This window comes from Tardiphaga sp. 768_D3_N2_1 (assembly GCF_052076105.1).
Taxonomy (GTDB): Bacteria; Pseudomonadota; Alphaproteobacteria; order Rhizobiales; family Xanthobacteraceae; genus Tardiphaga.
Genome location: NZ_CP197245.1, coordinates 125,550 through 143,321, shown reverse-complemented (window position 1 = coordinate 143,321; position 17,772 = coordinate 125,550). Strand labels below are relative to the sequence as shown.

At 62.3% G+C, this 17,772-nt stretch carries 18 protein-coding genes; 9 read left to right on the top strand and 9 right to left on the bottom strand.

Features of this window, described 5'->3' with window-relative positions; translation table 11 throughout:
• Positions 1 to 45: 45 nt before the first annotated feature.
• Entirely contained in the window at positions 46 to 810 is a 765-nt protein-coding gene (locus AB8A27_RS00665; RefSeq protein ID WP_441240239.1) for an anti-sigma factor, read from the bottom strand.
• Positions 807 to 1,385 (bottom strand): sigma-70 family RNA polymerase sigma factor, encoded by a 579-nt coding sequence (locus tag AB8A27_RS00660; protein WP_441240238.1) that lies wholly within the window; start codon positions 1,383 to 1,385, stop codon positions 807 to 809. Before AB8A27_RS00660 ends, AB8A27_RS00665 begins: the two co-directional genes overlap by 4 nt.
• 383 nt (positions 1,386 to 1,768) lie before the next feature.
• Between AB8A27_RS00660 and AB8A27_RS00655 the strand changes: the two genes are divergently transcribed.
• The 3 genes from AB8A27_RS00655 to AB8A27_RS00645 all read left to right on the top strand — a co-directional run bounded on the left by AB8A27_RS00655 (position 1,769) and on the right by AB8A27_RS00645 (position 4,840).
• Positions 1,769 to 2,479, top strand: coding sequence for a glutathione S-transferase N-terminal domain-containing protein (locus tag AB8A27_RS00655; protein ID WP_441244791.1), 711 nt, complete (start codon positions 1,769 to 1,771; stop codon positions 2,477 to 2,479).
• A gap of 22 nt (positions 2,480 to 2,501) precedes the next feature.
• Positions 2,502 to 3,197, top strand: a complete 696-nt coding sequence (locus AB8A27_RS00650; protein WP_441240237.1) for a glutathione S-transferase family protein — start codon at positions 2,502 to 2,504, stop codon at positions 3,195 to 3,197.
• 170 nt (positions 3,198 to 3,367) lie between these two features.
• Positions 3,368 to 4,840 (top strand): sensor domain-containing diguanylate cyclase, encoded by a 1,473-nt coding sequence (locus AB8A27_RS00645; RefSeq protein ID WP_441240236.1) that lies wholly within the window; start codon positions 3,368 to 3,370, stop codon positions 4,838 to 4,840.
• A gap of 52 nt (positions 4,841 to 4,892) precedes the next feature.
• On the opposite strand, the gene AB8A27_RS00640 is transcribed toward AB8A27_RS00645, so the two are convergent.
• Complete coding sequence (locus AB8A27_RS00640; RefSeq protein ID WP_441240235.1) at positions 4,893 to 5,099, bottom strand: cysteine-rich CWC family protein; 207 nt, start codon at positions 5,097 to 5,099, stop codon at positions 4,893 to 4,895.
• A 122-nt stretch (positions 5,100 to 5,221) separates the two neighbouring features.
• Between AB8A27_RS00640 and AB8A27_RS00635 the strand changes: the two genes are divergently transcribed.
• Together AB8A27_RS00635 and AB8A27_RS00630 are read left to right on the top strand one after the other, a co-directional pair.
• Positions 5,222 to 6,730: a DUF1800 domain-containing protein gene (locus AB8A27_RS00635; RefSeq protein WP_441240234.1), complete on the top strand. Its 1,509-nt coding sequence runs from the start codon at positions 5,222 to 5,224 to the stop codon at positions 6,728 to 6,730.
• Positions 6,727 to 7,953 carry a DUF1501 domain-containing protein gene (locus AB8A27_RS00630; protein ID WP_441240233.1) on the top strand — a complete coding sequence of 409 codons (1,227 nt, stop codon included), beginning with the start codon at positions 6,727 to 6,729 and terminating at the stop codon, positions 7,951 to 7,953. Before AB8A27_RS00635 ends, AB8A27_RS00630 begins: the two co-directional genes overlap by 4 nt.
• Positions 7,954 to 8,084: 131 nt before the next feature.
• On the opposite strand, the gene AB8A27_RS00625 is transcribed toward AB8A27_RS00630, so the two are convergent.
• The 3 genes from AB8A27_RS00625 to AB8A27_RS00615 all read right to left on the bottom strand — a co-directional run bounded on the left by AB8A27_RS00625 (position 8,085) and on the right by AB8A27_RS00615 (position 10,762).
• Complete coding sequence (locus AB8A27_RS00625) at positions 8,085 to 9,029, bottom strand: aldo/keto reductase (protein WP_441240232.1); 945 nt, start codon at positions 9,027 to 9,029, stop codon at positions 8,085 to 8,087.
• Between the two features lie 97 nt (positions 9,030 to 9,126).
• Positions 9,127 to 9,975, bottom strand: coding sequence for a lysophospholipid acyltransferase family protein (locus AB8A27_RS00620; protein ID WP_441240231.1), 849 nt, complete (start codon positions 9,973 to 9,975; stop codon positions 9,127 to 9,129).
• 190 nt (positions 9,976 to 10,165) lie between these two features.
• Positions 10,166 to 10,762, bottom strand: a complete 597-nt coding sequence (locus AB8A27_RS00615; protein WP_441240230.1) for a PAS-domain containing protein — start codon at positions 10,760 to 10,762, stop codon at positions 10,166 to 10,168.
• A 210-nt stretch (positions 10,763 to 10,972) separates the two neighbouring features.
• Between AB8A27_RS00615 and AB8A27_RS00610 the strand changes: the two genes are divergently transcribed.
• A complete protein-coding gene (locus AB8A27_RS00610) occupies positions 10,973 to 11,326 on the top strand; it encodes a DMT family protein (protein ID WP_441240229.1) in 354 nt (117 codons plus the stop codon).
• A gap of 14 nt (positions 11,327 to 11,340) precedes the next feature.
• Here AB8A27_RS00610 and AB8A27_RS00605 read toward each other — a convergent pair whose 3' ends face one another.
• The 3 genes from AB8A27_RS00605 to AB8A27_RS00595 form a co-directional block, all read right to left on the bottom strand.
• A complete protein-coding gene (locus AB8A27_RS00605; protein ID WP_441240228.1) occupies positions 11,341 to 12,504 on the bottom strand; it encodes a PQQ-dependent sugar dehydrogenase in 1,164 nt (387 codons plus the stop codon).
• Positions 12,505 to 12,899: 395 nt separating this feature from the next.
• Positions 12,900 to 13,553, bottom strand: coding sequence for a glutathione S-transferase family protein (locus tag AB8A27_RS00600; protein ID WP_441240227.1), 654 nt, complete (start codon positions 13,551 to 13,553; stop codon positions 12,900 to 12,902).
• A gap of 181 nt (positions 13,554 to 13,734) precedes the next feature.
• Positions 13,735 to 14,985, bottom strand: a complete 1,251-nt coding sequence (locus tag AB8A27_RS00595) for a glycosyltransferase family 87 protein (protein ID WP_441240226.1) — start codon at positions 14,983 to 14,985, stop codon at positions 13,735 to 13,737.
• A 217-nt stretch (positions 14,986 to 15,202) separates the two neighbouring features.
• Here AB8A27_RS00595 and AB8A27_RS00590 point away from each other — a divergent pair, with 217 nt between their 5' ends.
• From AB8A27_RS00590 to AB8A27_RS00580, 3 genes are all read left to right on the top strand, one after another.
• Positions 15,203 to 16,405 carry a pyridoxal phosphate-dependent aminotransferase gene (locus AB8A27_RS00590; protein WP_092141553.1) on the top strand — a complete coding sequence of 401 codons (1,203 nt, stop codon included), beginning with the start codon at positions 15,203 to 15,205 and terminating at the stop codon, positions 16,403 to 16,405.
• 118 nt (positions 16,406 to 16,523) lie between these two features.
• On the top strand, positions 16,524 to 17,051 hold the full coding sequence (locus tag AB8A27_RS00585) for a DUF992 domain-containing protein (RefSeq protein ID WP_092138935.1): 528 nt from the start codon (positions 16,524 to 16,526) through the stop codon (positions 17,049 to 17,051).
• 204 nt (positions 17,052 to 17,255) lie between these two features.
• Positions 17,256 to 17,732, top strand: a complete 477-nt coding sequence (locus AB8A27_RS00580; RefSeq protein WP_175500268.1) for a DUF992 domain-containing protein — start codon at positions 17,256 to 17,258, stop codon at positions 17,730 to 17,732.
• Positions 17,733 to 17,772 lie beyond the last annotated feature (40 nt).

Here is a 17,772-nt window from a genome sequence, read left to right as displayed (position 1 = left end):
ACCGGTCGATCCATGGCGATATTGCCGTGGATCGGCTTTTGCAATTCACAGCGCCCGCGCCGCATTGCCCTTGAAGAGAGTCGGCCCGGTCGGTTGCCCGATCGGCGAGCCGCCTTCTGGCTCAAGCGTGATCTCGAACTGCTGATCCGGGACGGCTTCCGGCAGCTCTTCGAGATCGAGCTGCAGGGTGCGCGACTGGCTGGTGACGGCGATGGACTTCGGGCCGATGCTGCGATCCCACAGGGTCCAGACCTGCAGCGTGCGGCCGGCGGGGACGTCGATCGGGCGCAGCGGGATCAGTTCGACGCGGCCGTCGGAGAAGGTGTTGACGATGGCGCCGGCTTCCTTGGTGGCGTCATTGACCAGCACGGCGACATAGATCGGCTTGCGCTGAGCCAGCGCAATCAGCTCGCGGCGCAGCTGGCGCGACGTCGCGAGCGCGCCGATAAGCACCACCACAAGCATCAAGGCCGTGAACACCCCGCCGATGCCGGCGCCGCGCCAGAAGCTGATATTGTCCCACAGCGTTGCGCCGCGCAGCGCGGCGCGGGCGCCGGGCAGCGGGATCTCGGGTTTGATCCTGGTGGAGTCGGAGATGCGGTCCCACAGCCCAGCACTGGGGGCGAGCGCTTCGGCGGTGGCGTCGAGATCGGCCAATCGCTCACGCCAGACGCTGACGGCCCTGGCGAACTCGGCATCGTCGGTCATGCGCGCTTCGGCAGCGGCAAGCTCCGCGCCTTCCAGCAGGCCCATCACATAGTCGGCCGCAAGATCGTCGGTGGAATGCGTGTTGTCGTCGCGCATGCTCATCCCATGCACTCCTGCAGCGAGAACAGACTGCGGCGGACCCAGCTCTTCACGGTGCCGAGCGGTACCTTCAGCCGTCCGGCCATTTCGCCATGGCTCATGCCATGGACATAGGCCAATACCACGACATCGCGGCGCGGCCGGTCTATACCCTCTAGGCATTTGCGGAGCGCCGATGTCTCCGGCATCCGCGTCACGGTCGCCTCGCAGTCGATATCGAGCGCGCTGTCGTCGGACGCATCATAGCGATGCTCATTGCGGTGAATGCTGAGCGCGGGCTTACGTACCACCGCATGGAGCCAGCCGCGGGCTGAGCCGCGATGCGGATCGAACGAGGCGGCGGCGCACCAGATCCGCACGAAGGCGTCGTGCACGGCTTCCTCCGCGAGATCCTGCCGGAACAGGATGCGGCGGGCGATGCCGATCATCTTCGGGGCTTCGCTGCTATAGATCATCTGCAGGGCCGCATGATCGCCGGCTGCACAGCGCGCCAACGCCGCCGAGAGCTGCGCCTCGTGCGCGTGGTCGAGACCCGCCTCGTCGCGCTGGGTCTCGGTGATGGTGCCATTCCCAGTCATGTCCATGCCCTTGCATGGTCAGTCTACCTTGCCGCGCGGAAATTGGATGTACCCGGAGGAATTTATTTTCAGGGGCATGGCGCGCCAGGCGTGGTCGATCTTGCCACCGGCAAAGCGACCGAAGCTGCCAGGATCCCCGGCGCTACCGGAAAGACGACGGGTATCGCGATCACAGGCATGCAAGTCGCGCGCTGCTGATTTACGACTTCACATACCACCGCCAGCGAATACAGCGCTCCGCAGGAGCCCGGCATTCGTGTTTTGCAGGACGGTTCAACGTCCCGGCATGGCGATGCCATTGACTTCATATGGTCGATCTGGCGAACTCGATGCAATCGCATTCAGTTCGGATGCGCTTCATCCAGCATGCGCAGGAACGCCCGATGATCGACCTTTACTACTGGAGCACGCCGAACGGCCACAAGATCACGATCTTTCTTGAGGAGGCGGGGCTGCCCTACAAGATCATCCCGGTGAATATCGGCAAGGGCGACCAGTTCAAGGACGAGTTTCTGGCGATTGCGCCGAACAACCGCATTCCGGCGCTGGTCGATCATGCGCCCAAGAGCGGTAGCAAGCCGATCTCGGTGTTCGAGTCCGGCGCGATGCTGCTCTATCTCGCCGAGAAGACCGGGAAGTTCCTGTCGGGCGATTTCGCTGTGCGCTATGACGCGATCCAGTGGGTCTTCTGGCAGATGGGCGGTCTCGGGCCGATGGCTGGACAGAACCATCACTTCCGTAATTACGCCCAGGAAAAGATCACTTACGCCATCGATCGCTATGTGAACGAAACCAACCGTCTCTATGGTGTGCTCAACAAGCGCCTCGCAGATCGCAAATTCATCGCCGGTGACTATTCGATCGCCGATATGGCGAGCTATCCCTGGATCGTGCCCTACAAGAACCAGAGCCAGGACATCAACGATTTCCCGCATCTCAAGCGTTGGCTCGAAATCATTGCCGAGCGTCCCGCCGTCAAACGCGCCTATGAGATCGCCAAAGAGGTCAATCCCAATTTCGGCCAGCCGCCGATCCGCACCGAGGAGGAGCGCAAGCTGCTGTTCGGCCAGACGTCGGCCGTGGTAAAGAGTTAGCTCAGAATAACGAGAAGCAATCATGGCACTGCAGCTGTTCGAACTGGTCGGCACCGAAGAAGATCGTCCCTTCAGCCCGTATTGCTGGCGCATCCGGATGGCGCTGGCGCATAAGGGCCTCGAGGCAGCGACGATCCCGTGGCGCTTCACCGAGAAGGACGCGATCAACAAGCACAAATCGGACAAGGTGCCGGTGCTGCTCGATGGTGAGCGCGCGGTCAATGATTCCTGGGCGATCGCCAATTATCTCGAAGACACCTATCCGGATCGCCCGTCACTGTTCGGCGGCGAGGGTGGCCGCGCCATGGGGCGGATGCTGAACTGGTGGGGCGACACGGTCGTGGTCGCCGGCATGTTCCCGTTCATCGTCGCGGACATTCATGGTCATCTGCGTCCGGTCGATCAGGTCTATTTCCGCGAGAGTCGCGAAGCGCGGTTCAAGAAGTCGCTGGAAGAGGTCGCATCCAATCGCGACGCGGGCGTTGATACCTTCCGCAAGTCGCTTGATCCGATGCGCCTCACCCTGAAGACGCAGCCATTCCTTGGCGGCGCCGCGCCAAACTATGCTGACTACATCGTGTTCGGTCCGTTCCAATGGGCACGTGCCATCTCGCCGTTCAAACTGCTGGCGGAAGACGACGCGATCTATGCGTGGCGCGAAAAAATGCTTGATGCTTTTGACGGCATGGCGCGGAACTCGGCCGGCTATCCGGTCTGAGCTAATGGTGAGCTAACAGTGGTGGCGCGTTGAACGGGCAGTTGCTGGTATTTAAATCCCGCTTGAGCGGTTCCCACATGCCCGCTTCGAAATCCGGCAGATATTCTTGAGAACTCTCGCTATAAGGGAATACCTCAACGATTCACGCCGTCTTTCGCGCCAAGGTCTCCATGTCCGTTCCACCTACCAATCTCGCCGACGACGCCATGATGTTCGACCTTGCCCCGGTCTCGCTCTGGATCGAGGACTACAGTGATGTGAAGGCGCTGTTCGAGCAGTGGCAGGCGCAGGGTGTCGACGATATCGAGACATTCCTGCTCGCCAATCCCGAACGGGTTCGAGAGTGCTCGCAGCACATCCGCATTCTCAAGGTCAATCGCAAGACGCTGTCACTGTTCGGTGCGCGCGACCTGTCCCACCTGACGCTCAGTCTCGGCCTGGTGATGCGCGATGATACGTTCAAGAGCCACGTGTCGGAACTGGCGCAGCTCTGGAGCGGCCGGAATCATTTTTCCAGCCATACGGTCAACTACACGCTGAAGGGCGAGCGTCTCGACATCCAGCTGCACGGTATTGTTCTTCCCGGGCATGAAGAGCGCTGGGATCGCGTGATGATCGCCATCGAGGACGTGACCGAACGCGAAAGCGCGCGTCGTCGCCTAGCGGAGAGCGAGAATTATGCGTTCGGTCTGTTCGCGCATTCGCCGGTGTCGCTGTGGGTCGAGGATTTTAGCGGCGTCAAGCGCCTGGTGGACGACGTCCGCGCGCGGGGCATCGAGGATTTTCGCGTCTTCACGGACGTGCATGAGGAATTCGTTTTGCGCTGCATGAGCGAGATCCGCGTGCTCGATGTCAACAGCCGTACGCTGGAACTGTTCGGCGCGCCCGACAAGGACACGTTGCTCCGTCAATTGTCGGATGTGTTTCGCGACGAGATGGAGCCGCATTTTCGCGAGCAACTGATCGACCTGTGGGACGGCAAGCTGTTCCAGCAACGCGAGGTCGTCAACTACGCGCTCGACGGCACCAAGCTTCATCTGTTGCTGCAGTTTTCGGTCTTACCCGGACATGAGCGCGACTGGTCACAGGTGCAGGTCGCACTGACCGACATCACCGCGCGCAAGAAGGCGGAAGCCTATCTGGAATATCTCGGCACCCACGACGTGTTGACGCGCACGACGAACCGCTCGTTCTTCGTGGACGAACTGAACCGGCTCGAACGCAGGGGAGCGCATCCGGTCACCGTGATCGTGGCCGATCTCAACGGGTTGAAGACGGCCAATGACGACCTTGGCCATGCTACCGGAGACGCATTGCTGCGTCGTGCCGGCGAGGTATTTGGCGAGCTGGTCGAGAAGCCGGCCACTGTCTCGCGGATCGGCGGCGACGAATTCGCTGTCGTGTTGCCCGGGACCGATGCCATCGGAGGCGAAGCGGTGCTGGCGTCGTTAGCCGGGCTGATTGAAGTCAACAATCAGTACTATCCCGATCTGGCGCTGAGTCTCTCCACCGGGATTGCCACTGGCCGGACCGGCGAACGGCTCGAATCCGTGGTCAAGCGTGCCGATATGGAAATGCTGCAGGCCAAACGCAGCTACTATGCGCAACCCGATCGCGACCGGCGCAACGCGGGCATGGTGTAAGCGGTTGCTGTAGCCGATGCGCAATTGTGCGCTACGCGGTCAGGTATGTCCGTCAGGTCGTGGCAGGCGCCGCCACTGCCGCCTTGGTGCGCAGGCAGTCGCGACACAGGCAATCGCCGCCTGTGGTCGGTATCGGCAGTTTCGCCGTTTCCTCGGCGCACCAGCAATTGCCCGACAGGTCGCAGCCGAATTCGGTCCCGCAATCCGAGCAGGTGAGGCGGCGGCTGAGCGGCTTTAAGCTTTCTGTCGGATAATTCATGAAAGCAACCCAAATTTCAGCGCGATTTTCATGCCGGGTTCATCTGCTCCACCCGTATATCGGGTGTGGCGCCTGTGATGGCCAGATCCATCATAGGACGAAGGCAGAGTGAGGGAAACCCGATGGCCCGCGACCCGCAAGGCGCGCTGATTGCGCTGAACCGATTCGGCTTTGGCGCGCGGGGCGGCGCCTCCGGCGATATCGTCAATGCGGCCTCCGATCCCCGCGGTTTCGTGAAAGCCGAGCTCGCGCGCGCTAATGCGGCGCTGCTGGAATTGCCCGGCCTGCAATCGACGACGGAGCTGGGGCAGGCGATGTTCGCCTATCAGCTCGAGGTGAAGACAGCGCGCGAGGCGGCGCTGAAGACACCGGGGCTGGTGCCTGTCGAGGCGCCGCCGGCTGCCATGGACAAGAAGCCGGAAGCGCCGGCCAATATGAATAATGCCATGACCGGCAACACCACCATGACCGCACAGCCTGACGCGCCGAAGCCGCCGCCGGCCGTCGCGCTGCCGCCCAATGTGGTGCAGAAAACCTACCGCGCAGAAGCGCTGGCGCGGATCCAGCGCGCAACCATTGCCGAGGGCGGCTTCGTCGAGCGCCTCGTGGTGTTCTGGTCGAACCACTTCTGCATCTCGGCCAGCAAGGGCGATCCGGCGCGGATGTGGGCGGGTTCATTCGAGCGCGAGGCGATCCGTCCCTATGTGCTCGGCAAATTTGCCGACATGTTGAAGGCCGTCGAACAGCATCCGGCGATGTTGTTCTTTCTCGACAACCAGCAATCGATCGGCCCGAATTCGAAAGCCGGCGAGAGGGGCAAGCGCGGACTCAACGAGAACCTCGCGCGCGAGATCATGGAGCTGCATGCGCTCGGCGTTGGCGGCGGCTACACGCAGGCCGACGTGACATCGCTGGCGCGCATCATCACCGGCTGGACCTTTGCCGGCCGCGAGGGAAAGATCGGCACGCCCGGCAGTTTCGCTTTCAAAGCCAATGCCCATGAGCCCGGGCCGCAGCAATTGCTGGGCAAGACCTATGACGACACCGGGGTGACGCAGGGCGAAGCCGCGCTGGCCGATCTCGCACGCCATCCATCGACAGCGAAATTCATCGCCAGGAAATTCGCGCAGCATTTCGTGGCGGACGCGCCGCCGCCGGCATTGCTGGCGCGGCTGGAAGGCGTGTTCAAAAAGACCGACGGCGATCTGAAGGCGCTGGCACTCGCGCTGCTGGACTCCAATGAAGCCTGGCAGATGCCGATGGCCAAGCTGCGCACGCCCTATGAATACCTGATCTCCACCGGCCGATTGCTGGCGCGTATCCCGGAAGATCCCGGCCGTTACTTCGCGGGCCTGCAGACGCTTGGCCAGCCGCTATGGACGCCGCCGGGGCCGAACGGCTTTCCGGACGGCAATGCCGCATGGGCGGTGCCCGAAGGCATGAAGCTGCGGCTCGATCTCGCCGCACAGTTATCGACGCGGCTGCCCGACAGTATCGATCCGCGCGAGATGCTGGATGTGGTCGCCGGCGAGGCGGCGTCATCCGAAACACGACAGACGATCGCGCGTGCGGAGACGCGGCAACAGGCCTTGACGCTGTTGCTGATGTCGCCGGAATTCCAGAGGAGATGACGATGGACTGCTGTGAAAGCCGCATGCTCGGCCCCACGCGCCGCTCGCTCTTGCTATCAGGCGCAGCCTTTGCCGCCTGGGCCTATCTGCCGAAGTTTGCCCGCGCCGCCGACGCGCGCGATCCGCGCCTCATCGTCGTGATCCTGCGCGGTGCGCTGGATGGCCTCGCCACAGTCGCGCCGCTCGGCGATCCCGATTACGCGGGCCTGCACGGCTCGATCGCGCTGGCGAAGGACGGACCGAACGCAGCCATTGCGCTGGACTCGTTCTTCGGCATGCATCCGGCGATGCCGGAATTCGCGCGCATGTATCGCGACAAGAAAGCGGCCGTGGTCCATGCGGTTGCGACGTCCTATCGCGAGCGCTCGCATTTCGACGGACAGGACGTGCTGGAGAGCGGTTATGCCGGCCCCGGCCGCGTGCAGTCCGGCTGGCTCAACCGCGCCATTGAAACGCTGCCGCGCGGCGAACGCGTCTCGTCCGGTCTCGCGATCGGACCGACCACGCCGCTGGTGCTACGCGGCGCCGCGCCGACGGTGGGCTGGGCGCCGGTCAATCTGCCCAATGCGGCCGATGATACGGCGATGCGGCTGATCCAATTGTATCAGGATCGCGATCCCGCTTTGGCGACGGCGCTGTCGCAGGGCCTGAAGCTCGACAAGATTGCCGTGGGCGATGCGATGAAGCCGAAAGGCGGCGGCAATCCCAATGAGGCGATGCGCCAGGTCGCACGCGGCGCGGCGAAGCTGATGGCTGCTGATGACGGCCCGCGCATCGCGGCGCTGGCCTTCGATGGCTGGGACACCCATGCGCAGGAAGGCGGCCCGGTCGGGCGCCTCGCGCAATTGCTCGGTGGTCTCGATGGCGCGCTGGCGGAATTCGAAAGCGGGCTTGGCGCGCATTGGCGCGACACGATCGTTGTTGTCGCCACCGAGTTCGGCCGTACCGCCAAGATCAACGGCACCGCAGGCACCGATCACGGCACCGGCACGATTGCGTTGCTTGCTGGCGGCGCAGTGAAAGGCGGACGCGTGATTGCGGACTGGCCAGGCCTTGCGAATGGCAAACTCTATGAAGCCCGTGATCTCGCCCCGACCACGGATTTGCGCGCGATCTTCAAGGGCGTGCTGCACGATCACCTCGGCATCAGCGAGCGCGCACTGGCCGAGCAGGTGTTTCCTGATAGTGCGCTGGTGAAGCCGGCAAAGGGATTGGTGGGGTAGCTACAGAAGAACTCGTCATGCCCGGGTTTGTCCCGGGCATCCACGCCTTTGTTAAATCGACAGTGGTCAAGACGTGGATGGCCGGGACAAGCCCGGCCATGACAGAAATTGTAGCGACGTGCGTTGCTGGGCTACGTTGCCAGCGTAATCACGTCGATCTCCTTCATCTCCTCCGCCGTCAGCTTCCACTCGGCGGCTTTCACATTCTGCTCGATCTGCTCCACGCGCGTTGCGCCCGCGATGACGCTTGAGACCTGCGGCCGTGCCGCGAGCCAGGAGAAGGCGAGTTCGAGCAGCGTGTGGCCGCGAGCCTTCACGAAAGCATCGAGCTTCTCGACGATGGCCTGATTCCGCGGCGTGGCCGAGCGATCGCGCAAGGCAGGCGCCTTGGCGAAACGCGAGTCGGCTGGCGGCTCGGCGCCGGGCTTGTACTTGCCCGTGAGGAGGCCGTTGGCGAGCGGGAAGAACGGCAGCAGGCCGAGGTTGAAATGCTGTGCAGCTGGCAGCAGGTCCTTCTCGATGTCGCGGACGACGAGGCTGTATTCGTCCTGGCAGGACACGAAGGGCGCAACGCCCATCTGGCGCGCGGCCATCTCGGCTTCAGCGATGCGCCAGGCCGGGAAGTTGGAATTGCCGATATAGCGCACCTTGCCCTGGCGTACGAGGTCGTCGAGGGTGCGCAGTGTTTCCTCGATCGGCGTCAGCGCATCGTAATCGTGCTGCTGATACAGATCGATATAGTCGGTCTTCAGCCGCTTCAGGCTGGCCTCGACGGCGCTCATGATGTAGCGGCGCGAGGCGCCCTGCTTGCTGCCGTCATTGCTCATCGGCTTGCAGTATTTGGTGGCGAGCACGATGTCCTTGCGGCGATCGCCGAGCACTTCACCCAGCACCGTCTCGGAGCCGCCCATGCCGGCATAGATGTCGGCGGTGTCGAAAAGTGTGATGCCGAGATCGATCGCCTTGTGGATGACCTTGCGTGAGGTCTCCAGATCGGTGCGCTGGCCGAAATTGTTGCAGCCGAGACCGACGGCAGAGACGCGAAGGCCGGAGCGGCCGAGATTGCGGATTTCCATGATGAGTATGCCTTGTGAGGGAAGCGCGGACCGAGGTTATGGCGCGCGCCTCGTCGCGCAGCAAGACGCGCTGCATCATGGCAGTCGCGCGGGGTGTTCAGGCGATGGCGGAGGCGGGCGTTTGAGCTCCCGGCGCGGGCAGGGCGGCCGGGGTCTTCAGCGGCGGGCCGGCGCGCAGGGCTGCGGATGTCATGCGTCGCACGGCGTTTTCCGCATCGCGCGTGATGGTCTTGCGGTCGGTGGACATGTCATAGGCGACGGCTTCGCCCCAGCTCACGACGACGTCAATGGCGCCCGACGACAGGATGCCGATGAAATGCGGGATCAGGTCGATGTCGCCATACCACGCCACGTTCTCGCGAAAGGCGCGGCCGACCGGCAATCCGCCGAAGCCGACATAGGCGATCGACATCGGCTGCACGGTGATCTTGTCATGATGCGTGGACTCGCCGAGCGCGTGATGCACCGAGCCGATCAGCGCCGAGCGAAACGGCAGCACGCGCATGCCGTCGCTGGAGGTGCCCTCCGCGAACAGCACGACGGCATCGCCGGACAGCATGCGGTCGCCGATTTCCTGCGCCGTCGCGCCGGTCTTCTGCCGGCGTTCGCGCTCGACAAAAATCGTGCGCTGCAATTTGGCGAGCCAGCCGAACACGGGCCATTTGGCAACTTCGCTTTTGGCGACGAACACCACGGGCGCCCTGGCACCGATGACGATGATGTCGAGCCATGAGACGTGATTGGAGAGGATCAGCACCGGCGTGTCCGATGTCCGCTTGCCGACCTCGTGAATGCGCACACCGATCAACGCACAGAGCAGGCGATGAAACAGATGCGGAATGCTCTGCTGCCAGCGCAGGCCAAAGGCCAGTGCGATCAGCTGAAACGGCGCCAGCAGCAGCGTCAGCACGGTCAAGGAGAGCAGGACGGCGGCGAAACGGATCATGGAGTTGTTATACCGGGGCCGGCTTCCGCAGGCAAAAAGAAGCGGTCCCGGTCAGCGCGGCAACTGACGGAGACCGCTGGGGAAGCACCCGATTGGCGACGGGGGGAAGCAACCGGCTGCATGGGGGAGCCTAGCCGGGGCGAGTGACATCGCCATGACAACCCGGGATATCCACAGGTGGCGTTACGCCCTATTCGGCTGCGTCCAGCCGGTGTGGGCCGAACACGTCGCCCTCACGCAGCGCCAGATAATAGTCGCGCTCCGAGAGGTCGTCGGTGTGACGAATGAGGTCGGTCACCGGAGTGTAGCTCAGCATCCGCCCGCCATCGGGTAGCACAGCGCAACTCAGCCGTAGCACCCGGCCATTGGCGAAGCGCAACATCGTCGGCGTGGGATTGCCTGCGCGGATCATCTCGACGCGCTTGGCGATGAAGCTGTCGACCTCGTCGTCGGGGAGGGCGTAAGCGTGGGTATCGCGTGCATGATACATCAGCGCGATCAGCGGCGGCTTGCTGTCGGCCTTCTCGTCGGGGAGTTTGAAGTAGTCGCGGAAGGCGCGGTTGATGAATTCGGCGCGGGTGTCGGCATTGAGAAGAACGATACCGATATCGATCCGATCGAGCGCGGCGGAGAGACGCTGGGCAGTGGCGTGCTGCTCGTTCTCGCGGGCCCGGGCCGCGCGTCGCAGCCGAAAGAGGCGGATTGCCAAAGTGATACCGACGGCTGCGATCACGACGATCGCCGTTTCAATTCCCGGATCGAGAATCAGTCGCCAGTCGTGCTGCATCGGCCGTACCTGTGTCCGTACAGAGGTAAGAAACACAGGTTGGCCGCTGGTTGCAGAAAGGCCCACAGTTTCCTGCTGGTATAGCTAACGGTGCGTGAAGGGCCCCCGGCATCATTTTCCGTTTGTTCGTTTCAAATGCTATCGGTGCCACCGGAACCGGCGGCAGGCCCCGAATGTTAGCGCCGCGATTTGAAAAAGGATCCCGATCGAATGCCCTTCACCATTCCGCCCCTGCTGCTGCCGATTTTGATGCTGCTGGCCTCGAATATCTTCATGACCTTCGCCTGGTATGGCCATCTGAAATTCAAGGACCATTCGCTGCCTCTCGTCATCATGGTGAGCTGGGGCATTGCCTTCTTCGAATACTGGCTTGCGGTGCCCGCCAACCGCTGGGGCAGCGAGGTCTACAATGCCGCCCAGCTCAAGACGATGCAGGAAGTCATCACGCTGGTCGTGTTTGCGGCATTTTCGGTGCTGTATCTGAAGGAGCCGCTCGGCTGGAATCACGCGCTGGGTTTTGCCTTCATCGCGCTCGGGGCGTTCTTCATTTTCCACAAGTGGTGAGTTTGCGGGACCGCTTACTTCCCCGCCGGTGTAACGCGTAAAATCCGCCCAGCCGAACTATCCGTCAGCAGCCAGAGCGCACCGTCCGGTCCCTGCCGGACGTCGCGGATGCGTTCGTTGAGATTCTGCAGGATGCGCTCTTCGGAGGTGATCGTGTTTCCGTTGAGCTGCAGCCGCACCAGCATCTGGCCGGCCAGCGCGCCGCTAAACAGGCTGCCGCGCCAGCGCGGGAAGAGATCGCCGGTATAGAACGTCATGCCGGACGGGGCGATCGACGGCACCCAGTATTTCACGGGCTGCTCCATGCCGGGCTTCGACGTGGTTTCGTGGATCTTCGCGCCGGAATAGTCGACGCCATAGCCGATCACCGGCCAGCCGTAGTTCTTGCCCTTGCCGATGATGTTCACTTCATCGCCGCCGCGCGGGCCGTGCTCGGTCTCCCACAAGTCGCCGGTCGCCGGATTGATGGCGAGGCCCTGCTGGTTGCGATGACCGTAGCTCCAGATCTCCGGCCTGGCGCCGTCGCGGCCGACAAACGGATTGTCCTTCGGTACCGAGCCATCCGGCGCGATGCGGATCAGCTTGCCGAGATGATTATCGAGACTCTGTGCCTGATCGCGGCCGCTATAGTGTTCGCCGAGCGTGACAAACAGGTTGCCGTCAGGGGCCTGCACAATACGGCAGCCGTGGTGATTGCCCGATGACAACGGACCGTCCTGACGAAAGATCACCTTCATGTCGTCGAGTCGCGGCACAGGGCCCTCGACGAGCTTGCCGCGCGCGATCGCCGTGCGAGCGCCGCTGCCCGAACGTTCCGAGTAGCAGAAGTAGATCGTGGCGTTCTGCGCATAGTTCGTGTCGGTGATGACGTCGAGCAAGCCACCCTGACTGACGGCCATCACCTCGGGCACGCCTTTCACTGCAGGCGACAACTGTCCCTGCGGCGAGACGATACGGATGCGGCCGGGCCGCTCGGTGACGAGCATGCGGCCCTCGGGCAGAAACGCGAGGGCCCATGGATGAGCGAGACCGGAGGCGACGGTCTGCACTTCGAGCCTGCCGGCCGACGAGCCGAACGAGGTATTTTCGCCGCGCGTGGTCGTGGCGATCAGAAGGGTCGTGGTCACGACGATAGCCGCCGTCAACGTGACGGTGACCCAGATTACGGGCCTTTTCATCGGTATGGCTCCATCACGGAGTCGCAGATTGCAGAAGCGATGCGCGGCATCGCGGCCGGGTGTTTATGAATTGTGAGACCGTCAGAGCGGCATCGCACTCGCCACCGGGATCGACATCACGGTCAGGGCGAGGATAACGCAGAGCGATAGACACCCAACCGCGAGCGACGCCGCAACGGCGTGGGTCAACCGGGTGGATGCGATGGACGTGGGGCGCGCCTGAAATCCTGCACCCACGCGAAGCGACCGTATCATGGCCGTAAATCCTTCAAATCGCGGGCGAATCACCCGCGTGCTACAAATTCGCAGCTGCGGCAGGCGAGATTTGGGCGGGTTTGGCCGTAACTATGGCGGGAAAATGGCATTCACGGCGATTATGCCCGCTATTTCAGGGTTTAAGCGTCGGCGACTACGTCCAAAGTATCGTATTCCGACGAGGTCGGGTGCCAGTCCATGGAAATAAAGCCCGGCTGGGTTTCCACCAGACGCAGCCAGCGACGGATCGACGGGAAGTTGGACAGGTCGAAATCGCACTTCTCGGCGACGTGGGTGTAACCGTATAGCGCGATGTCGGCGATGGTCAGCTGGCCCGCGGCGAAGAAGTCATGGGTCTTGAGGTGATTCTCCATTACCTGCAGCGCGGCATAGCCACGCTCCATCCAGTCTTCCAGTGCGTGGGTCTGCAGGTCGCGGCCGCCGCGCACCAGGCACAGCCAGAAATAGGCGGCGCCGAGATTCGGCTCCAGGGCGTGCTGCTCGAAGAACATCCACTGCATGGCCTCGGCGCGGTCCATGCGCGATTCCGGCGCCAGAGACGTGCCGACAGCGACATACCAGAGAATGGCATTGGACTCGGCGAGATAGCGGCCTTCGGCGATCTCGAGCAACGGCACCTGGCCGCTGGGATTCTTAGCCAGAAATTCCGGGGTACGGCTCTCGCCGCGCAGGATGTCTACTTCGATGGCGCGATAGGGCGCGTCCAGGAACGCCAGCGCGAGGCGAACCTTGTAGCTATTGCCAGAGCGCTGCATCGAATAGAGTTTGTACATTCGCAGGTGTTCAATTCATGTCAGGTCAAGGCAACTGCGCGATTGGCCAACGCATATCGCGGTTAGACAATGATGCTGATGCGAGCCTGTCGCAAGGCCCGGACACTGGAAAAAGTCGAAAACGGCTGCGGCAGTCTGGATTGGGAAAAATGTATGTCCGGCTGCATTCCGCAATGGAAGATCACGCTGCCGCGATCTGGGTGTGAAGGTGCGGCGATGTACTGTTATCAGCAAGGATGCGCCGCAGCACGATGAGATAGAAAGCGATCATCACCAGGCAGCCGAGCGGCAGTTCAATGGTGCCTGCGATGCTGCGAGTCAGTAGCGGCATGATCCAGGTCAATGCCAGCAGGCTGATCTCATAATCGCGAAATCCTCTGCTGAAACCGGTTACGACCGTGAATGCAATGGCTGGACCGAGAAGCATCAGATCGTAGTCGAGCACGTGCGGCGAAGCGAGAAGGGTTGCGATCAACAGGATTGCGGCCTTGAGATTTGTGTCACGTGCGACGCGCCACGCCCAGACTGCGCTGGAAATCACGGCGATCGAGACGATGCCCTGGACGAGATACGCGGATGCGATACTTCCCCTCCACATCCGTATGGCCGCGAATGCGCTCTGCAGTTTCTCGAATCCGACCTGCCCCTGTTCGAGCAGGAGCTGACGCGATGTCTCGGTCACGGATGCGAAAGCGATCCAGCAGTCGATGCCGAACAAGGCGCTCGTGATACCCGTGAGGGCGATGATGGTGATGGTTGCTGCAGCGATGCATCGCCATTGGCCCGCCGCGAATAACGCCAGCGGAATGACGATGGCAAATTGCGGCTTGTAGGCCATCAGCGCAAACAGGACGCCTGCAAGATAAGGGCGCTGCGGAAGTGCGAGCAGGGCGCTGCCGAACAGGCCCGCGGTCAAAAAGCCGTTCTGACCATGACCGAGATTGATGAATGCCGCCGGGAACGCCATCGCTACCGGGAGCCATAGGCGATGGACCGCATCAGGCAGGGCGGCTCGTTTCAGGATCGCCGAGATCACGAGCAGGTAGAATACGAAGCTGCCACCCTGCCAGATGGCAAGCGCGAGCGGGTAAGGGAGCATTGCCAGCGGAGTTGCGACCAGCAGAAAAATCGGCGGATAGAACCAGGCGTAATAGGGGGTGTCGCTGCCGAAAAGTTGCTGCTGGCGCGCGTAGTGCGCCGCTGCCGTATAACTATCGAGGGCTTTACCCTCGAGGGCGAGCGCTCCCGCGGTATAGAAGCTCGAGAAATCGGTCCCGATCGGCTTGCCATTGCGGTCGATCGCGCCGTCCGAGATGGCAATCCAGCCAGCGAAGGCCAATGTGCCCAAAGCGAGCCCTATCAGGCTGTAAGCCCGCACGCGTTCGAGGGTCAGCCATGCGCCGCTCTCAATGTGCTGCCAGATCCGGGTCATCTTAACGGTGCATTTTGGCTCAAATCGTCGATTGCGGCCTGGGATGACGCTATCGTTCCCCGTTTAACGGTTGCTGAATTGCATCACTTCCAGATGTGTTTTTGCCCAACCTTCTTGCGATGCAAGATCACACGCACTAGGGTGCGCCGATCCCAGCAGGATCAGCCATTTTTGACGTCGCCGACCGCGGGTCCGCGACCTTTCCCAGGAGAAGATGATGTCGTTTTTGTCCGCTGCGCTCGACCGTGTGAAGCCGTCCGCGACGATCGCGGTCACGGATAAAGCACGTGCGCTGAAAGCAGCCGGCCGCAACGTCATCGGCCTTGGTTCGGGCGAGCCCGATTTCGACACCCCTGCGAACATCAAGCTGGCGGCGATTCACGCCATCGAGGCCGGCAAGACGAAGTACACCGCCGTGGACGGTATTCCCGAGCTGAAGGAAGCCATTATCGGCAAGTTTCAGCGCGAGAACGGCCTGACCTACAAGCCGAACCAGATCATCGTCGGCACCGGCGGCAAGCAGGTGCTCTACAACGCGCTGATGGCGACGCTGAACCCGGGTGACGAAGTCATCATCCCGGCGCCGTATTGGGTGAGCTATCCGGAAATGGTGGCGCTGGCTGGCGGCACGCCCGTGTCCGTGGTCTGTACCGCGGAATTCGGCTTCAAGCTGCAGGCGTCCGCGCTGGAAGCGGCGATCACGCCGAAGACCAAGTGGATCATCCTGTGCTCGCCGTCGAACCCGACGGGCGCCGCCTACAAGAAGTCGGAGCTCAAGGCGCTCACCGATGTCCTCGTGAAGCATCCTCACGTTTGGGTGATGACCGACGATATGTATGAGCACCTCGTCTATGACGACTTCGAGTTCACCACGCCGGCGCAGATTGAACCGTCCCTGTTCAATCGCACGCTGACCGTGAACGGCGTCTCCAAGGCTTACTGCATGACCGGCTGGCGCATCGGTTACGCCGGTGGTCCCGCCGAACTCATCAAGGCAATGTCGACGATCCAGTCGCAGTCGACCTCGAACCCGTCGTCGATCGCGCAGTGGGCAGCCGTGGAAGCGCTCAACGGTCCGCAGGACTTCATCCCGAAGCACAATGCTGTGTTCAAAGAGCGCCGCGATCTCGTGGTGGCGATGCTGAATCAGGCCACGGGCATCAACTGCCCGCGTCCGGAAGGCGCGTTCTACGTCTATCCGTCTTGCGCCGGCACCATCGGCAAGACTGCGCCTTCGGGCAAGGTTATCGCCAATGACGAGGACTTCGTCACAGAACTGTTAGAAACCGAAGGCGTCGCGGTGGTGCAGGGTTCGGCCTTTGGCCTTGGCCCGGCATTCCGCATCTCCTATGCGACGAAAACGTCGGATCTCGAAGATGCTTGCAAGCGCATCCAGCGCTTCTGCGGAAATCTTCGGTAACAAAAACTGCTCCGAAACTTTTGACGATTTCGGGGCTTATTTCAGGAAGCGCCTTGTTTTCGACACGGCGCTTCCTTCTTGTCCCCTCGCTATCAAATCCCCAAGGTGGAGTAACACTATGCGACTTTCCAAGATGTTCGGCCTGACGGCCGTGGCCTTTGCGGCGTCGGTTGCGACCGCAAATGCACAGCAGCCTGGCAGCGTTCAGGTTGGCGTGCTGGAGTGCCGTGGCGGCCAGAACGTCGGCTACGTGCTCGGTTCGAATGCGCATCTGAACTGCGTATTCCAGAGCGCCGGTGGCCGCGCCGAAGGTTACGTCGCGAACATCCGCCGTTTCGGCCTTGATCTCGGCTTCACCGAAAACACCACCGTGCAGTGGGCTGCTTTCGCTCCGACCACCCGCGTGCCGCGCGGCGCGCTGGCTGGCAGCTACGGCGGCGTCGGCACCAATGCATCGGTTGGCGTCGGCTTCGGCGGCAACTTCCTTGTCGGCGGTGCGGGCAACACCTACTCGCTGCAGCCGATCTCGGTGCAGGGCCAGACCGGCCTGAACGTCGCCAGCGGCATCGTCCAGCTCGAGCTGGAAGCGACCGGTCCGGTCAGCGGTCACCGCTACAAGAAGCGCCGTCATCGCAGCCATCGCTAAGCGATCGCTACGATCGCCGGCGATCGCTACGATCCAGCGATCACTGTGATCGCGTAAGCGATCGGCAAGGTTAACGAAAAGGCCCGCGCGAGCGGGCCTTTTTTGTTGCGCGCGTGACATGCGTGACGCTGTCATTGAGCGGTATCATTGGCTATGGATAGTGAATCGACATCCTCACTTCCGTTCATCACCCGGAGTTTCCCGATGATCCGTCTGCCTTCGCTTGTTCTCGGTATTGCTGCCACTGCTTTTCTCAGCGCATCGCAAGCGCAGTCACAGCAGGGCGTGCAGCTCGGCGTATTGAACTGCCGTGGCGGTGCCAGCGTGGGATTTGTCGTCGGCTCGGTGACCAATCTCGGTTGCGTGCTCACTGGCACCGGTCGTCCGGACCAGCCTTATGTTGCCACCATCCGCAAGGTGGGCATCGATCTCGGCATCACCGAGCAGACCGCGCTGTCCTGGGCCGTGTTTGCGCCGGTGAACTATACCGGCCCCGGCGATCTCTCCGGCAACTATGCTGGCGCACAGGGCAGTGCGTCGGTTGGAGTCGGTGTCGGGGCGAATGTCCTCGTCGGCGGTTCGCAAAACGCCTTCTCCCTGCAGCCACTAAGCCTGCAGGGTTCGGTCGGATTGAATGTCGCGGCCGGTTTGCAGAGCCTGGAACTGCGCCCGGGCCGCTGATCGCCACAACGGTCGCTTGAACGCGTCTAATCCGGCTTCG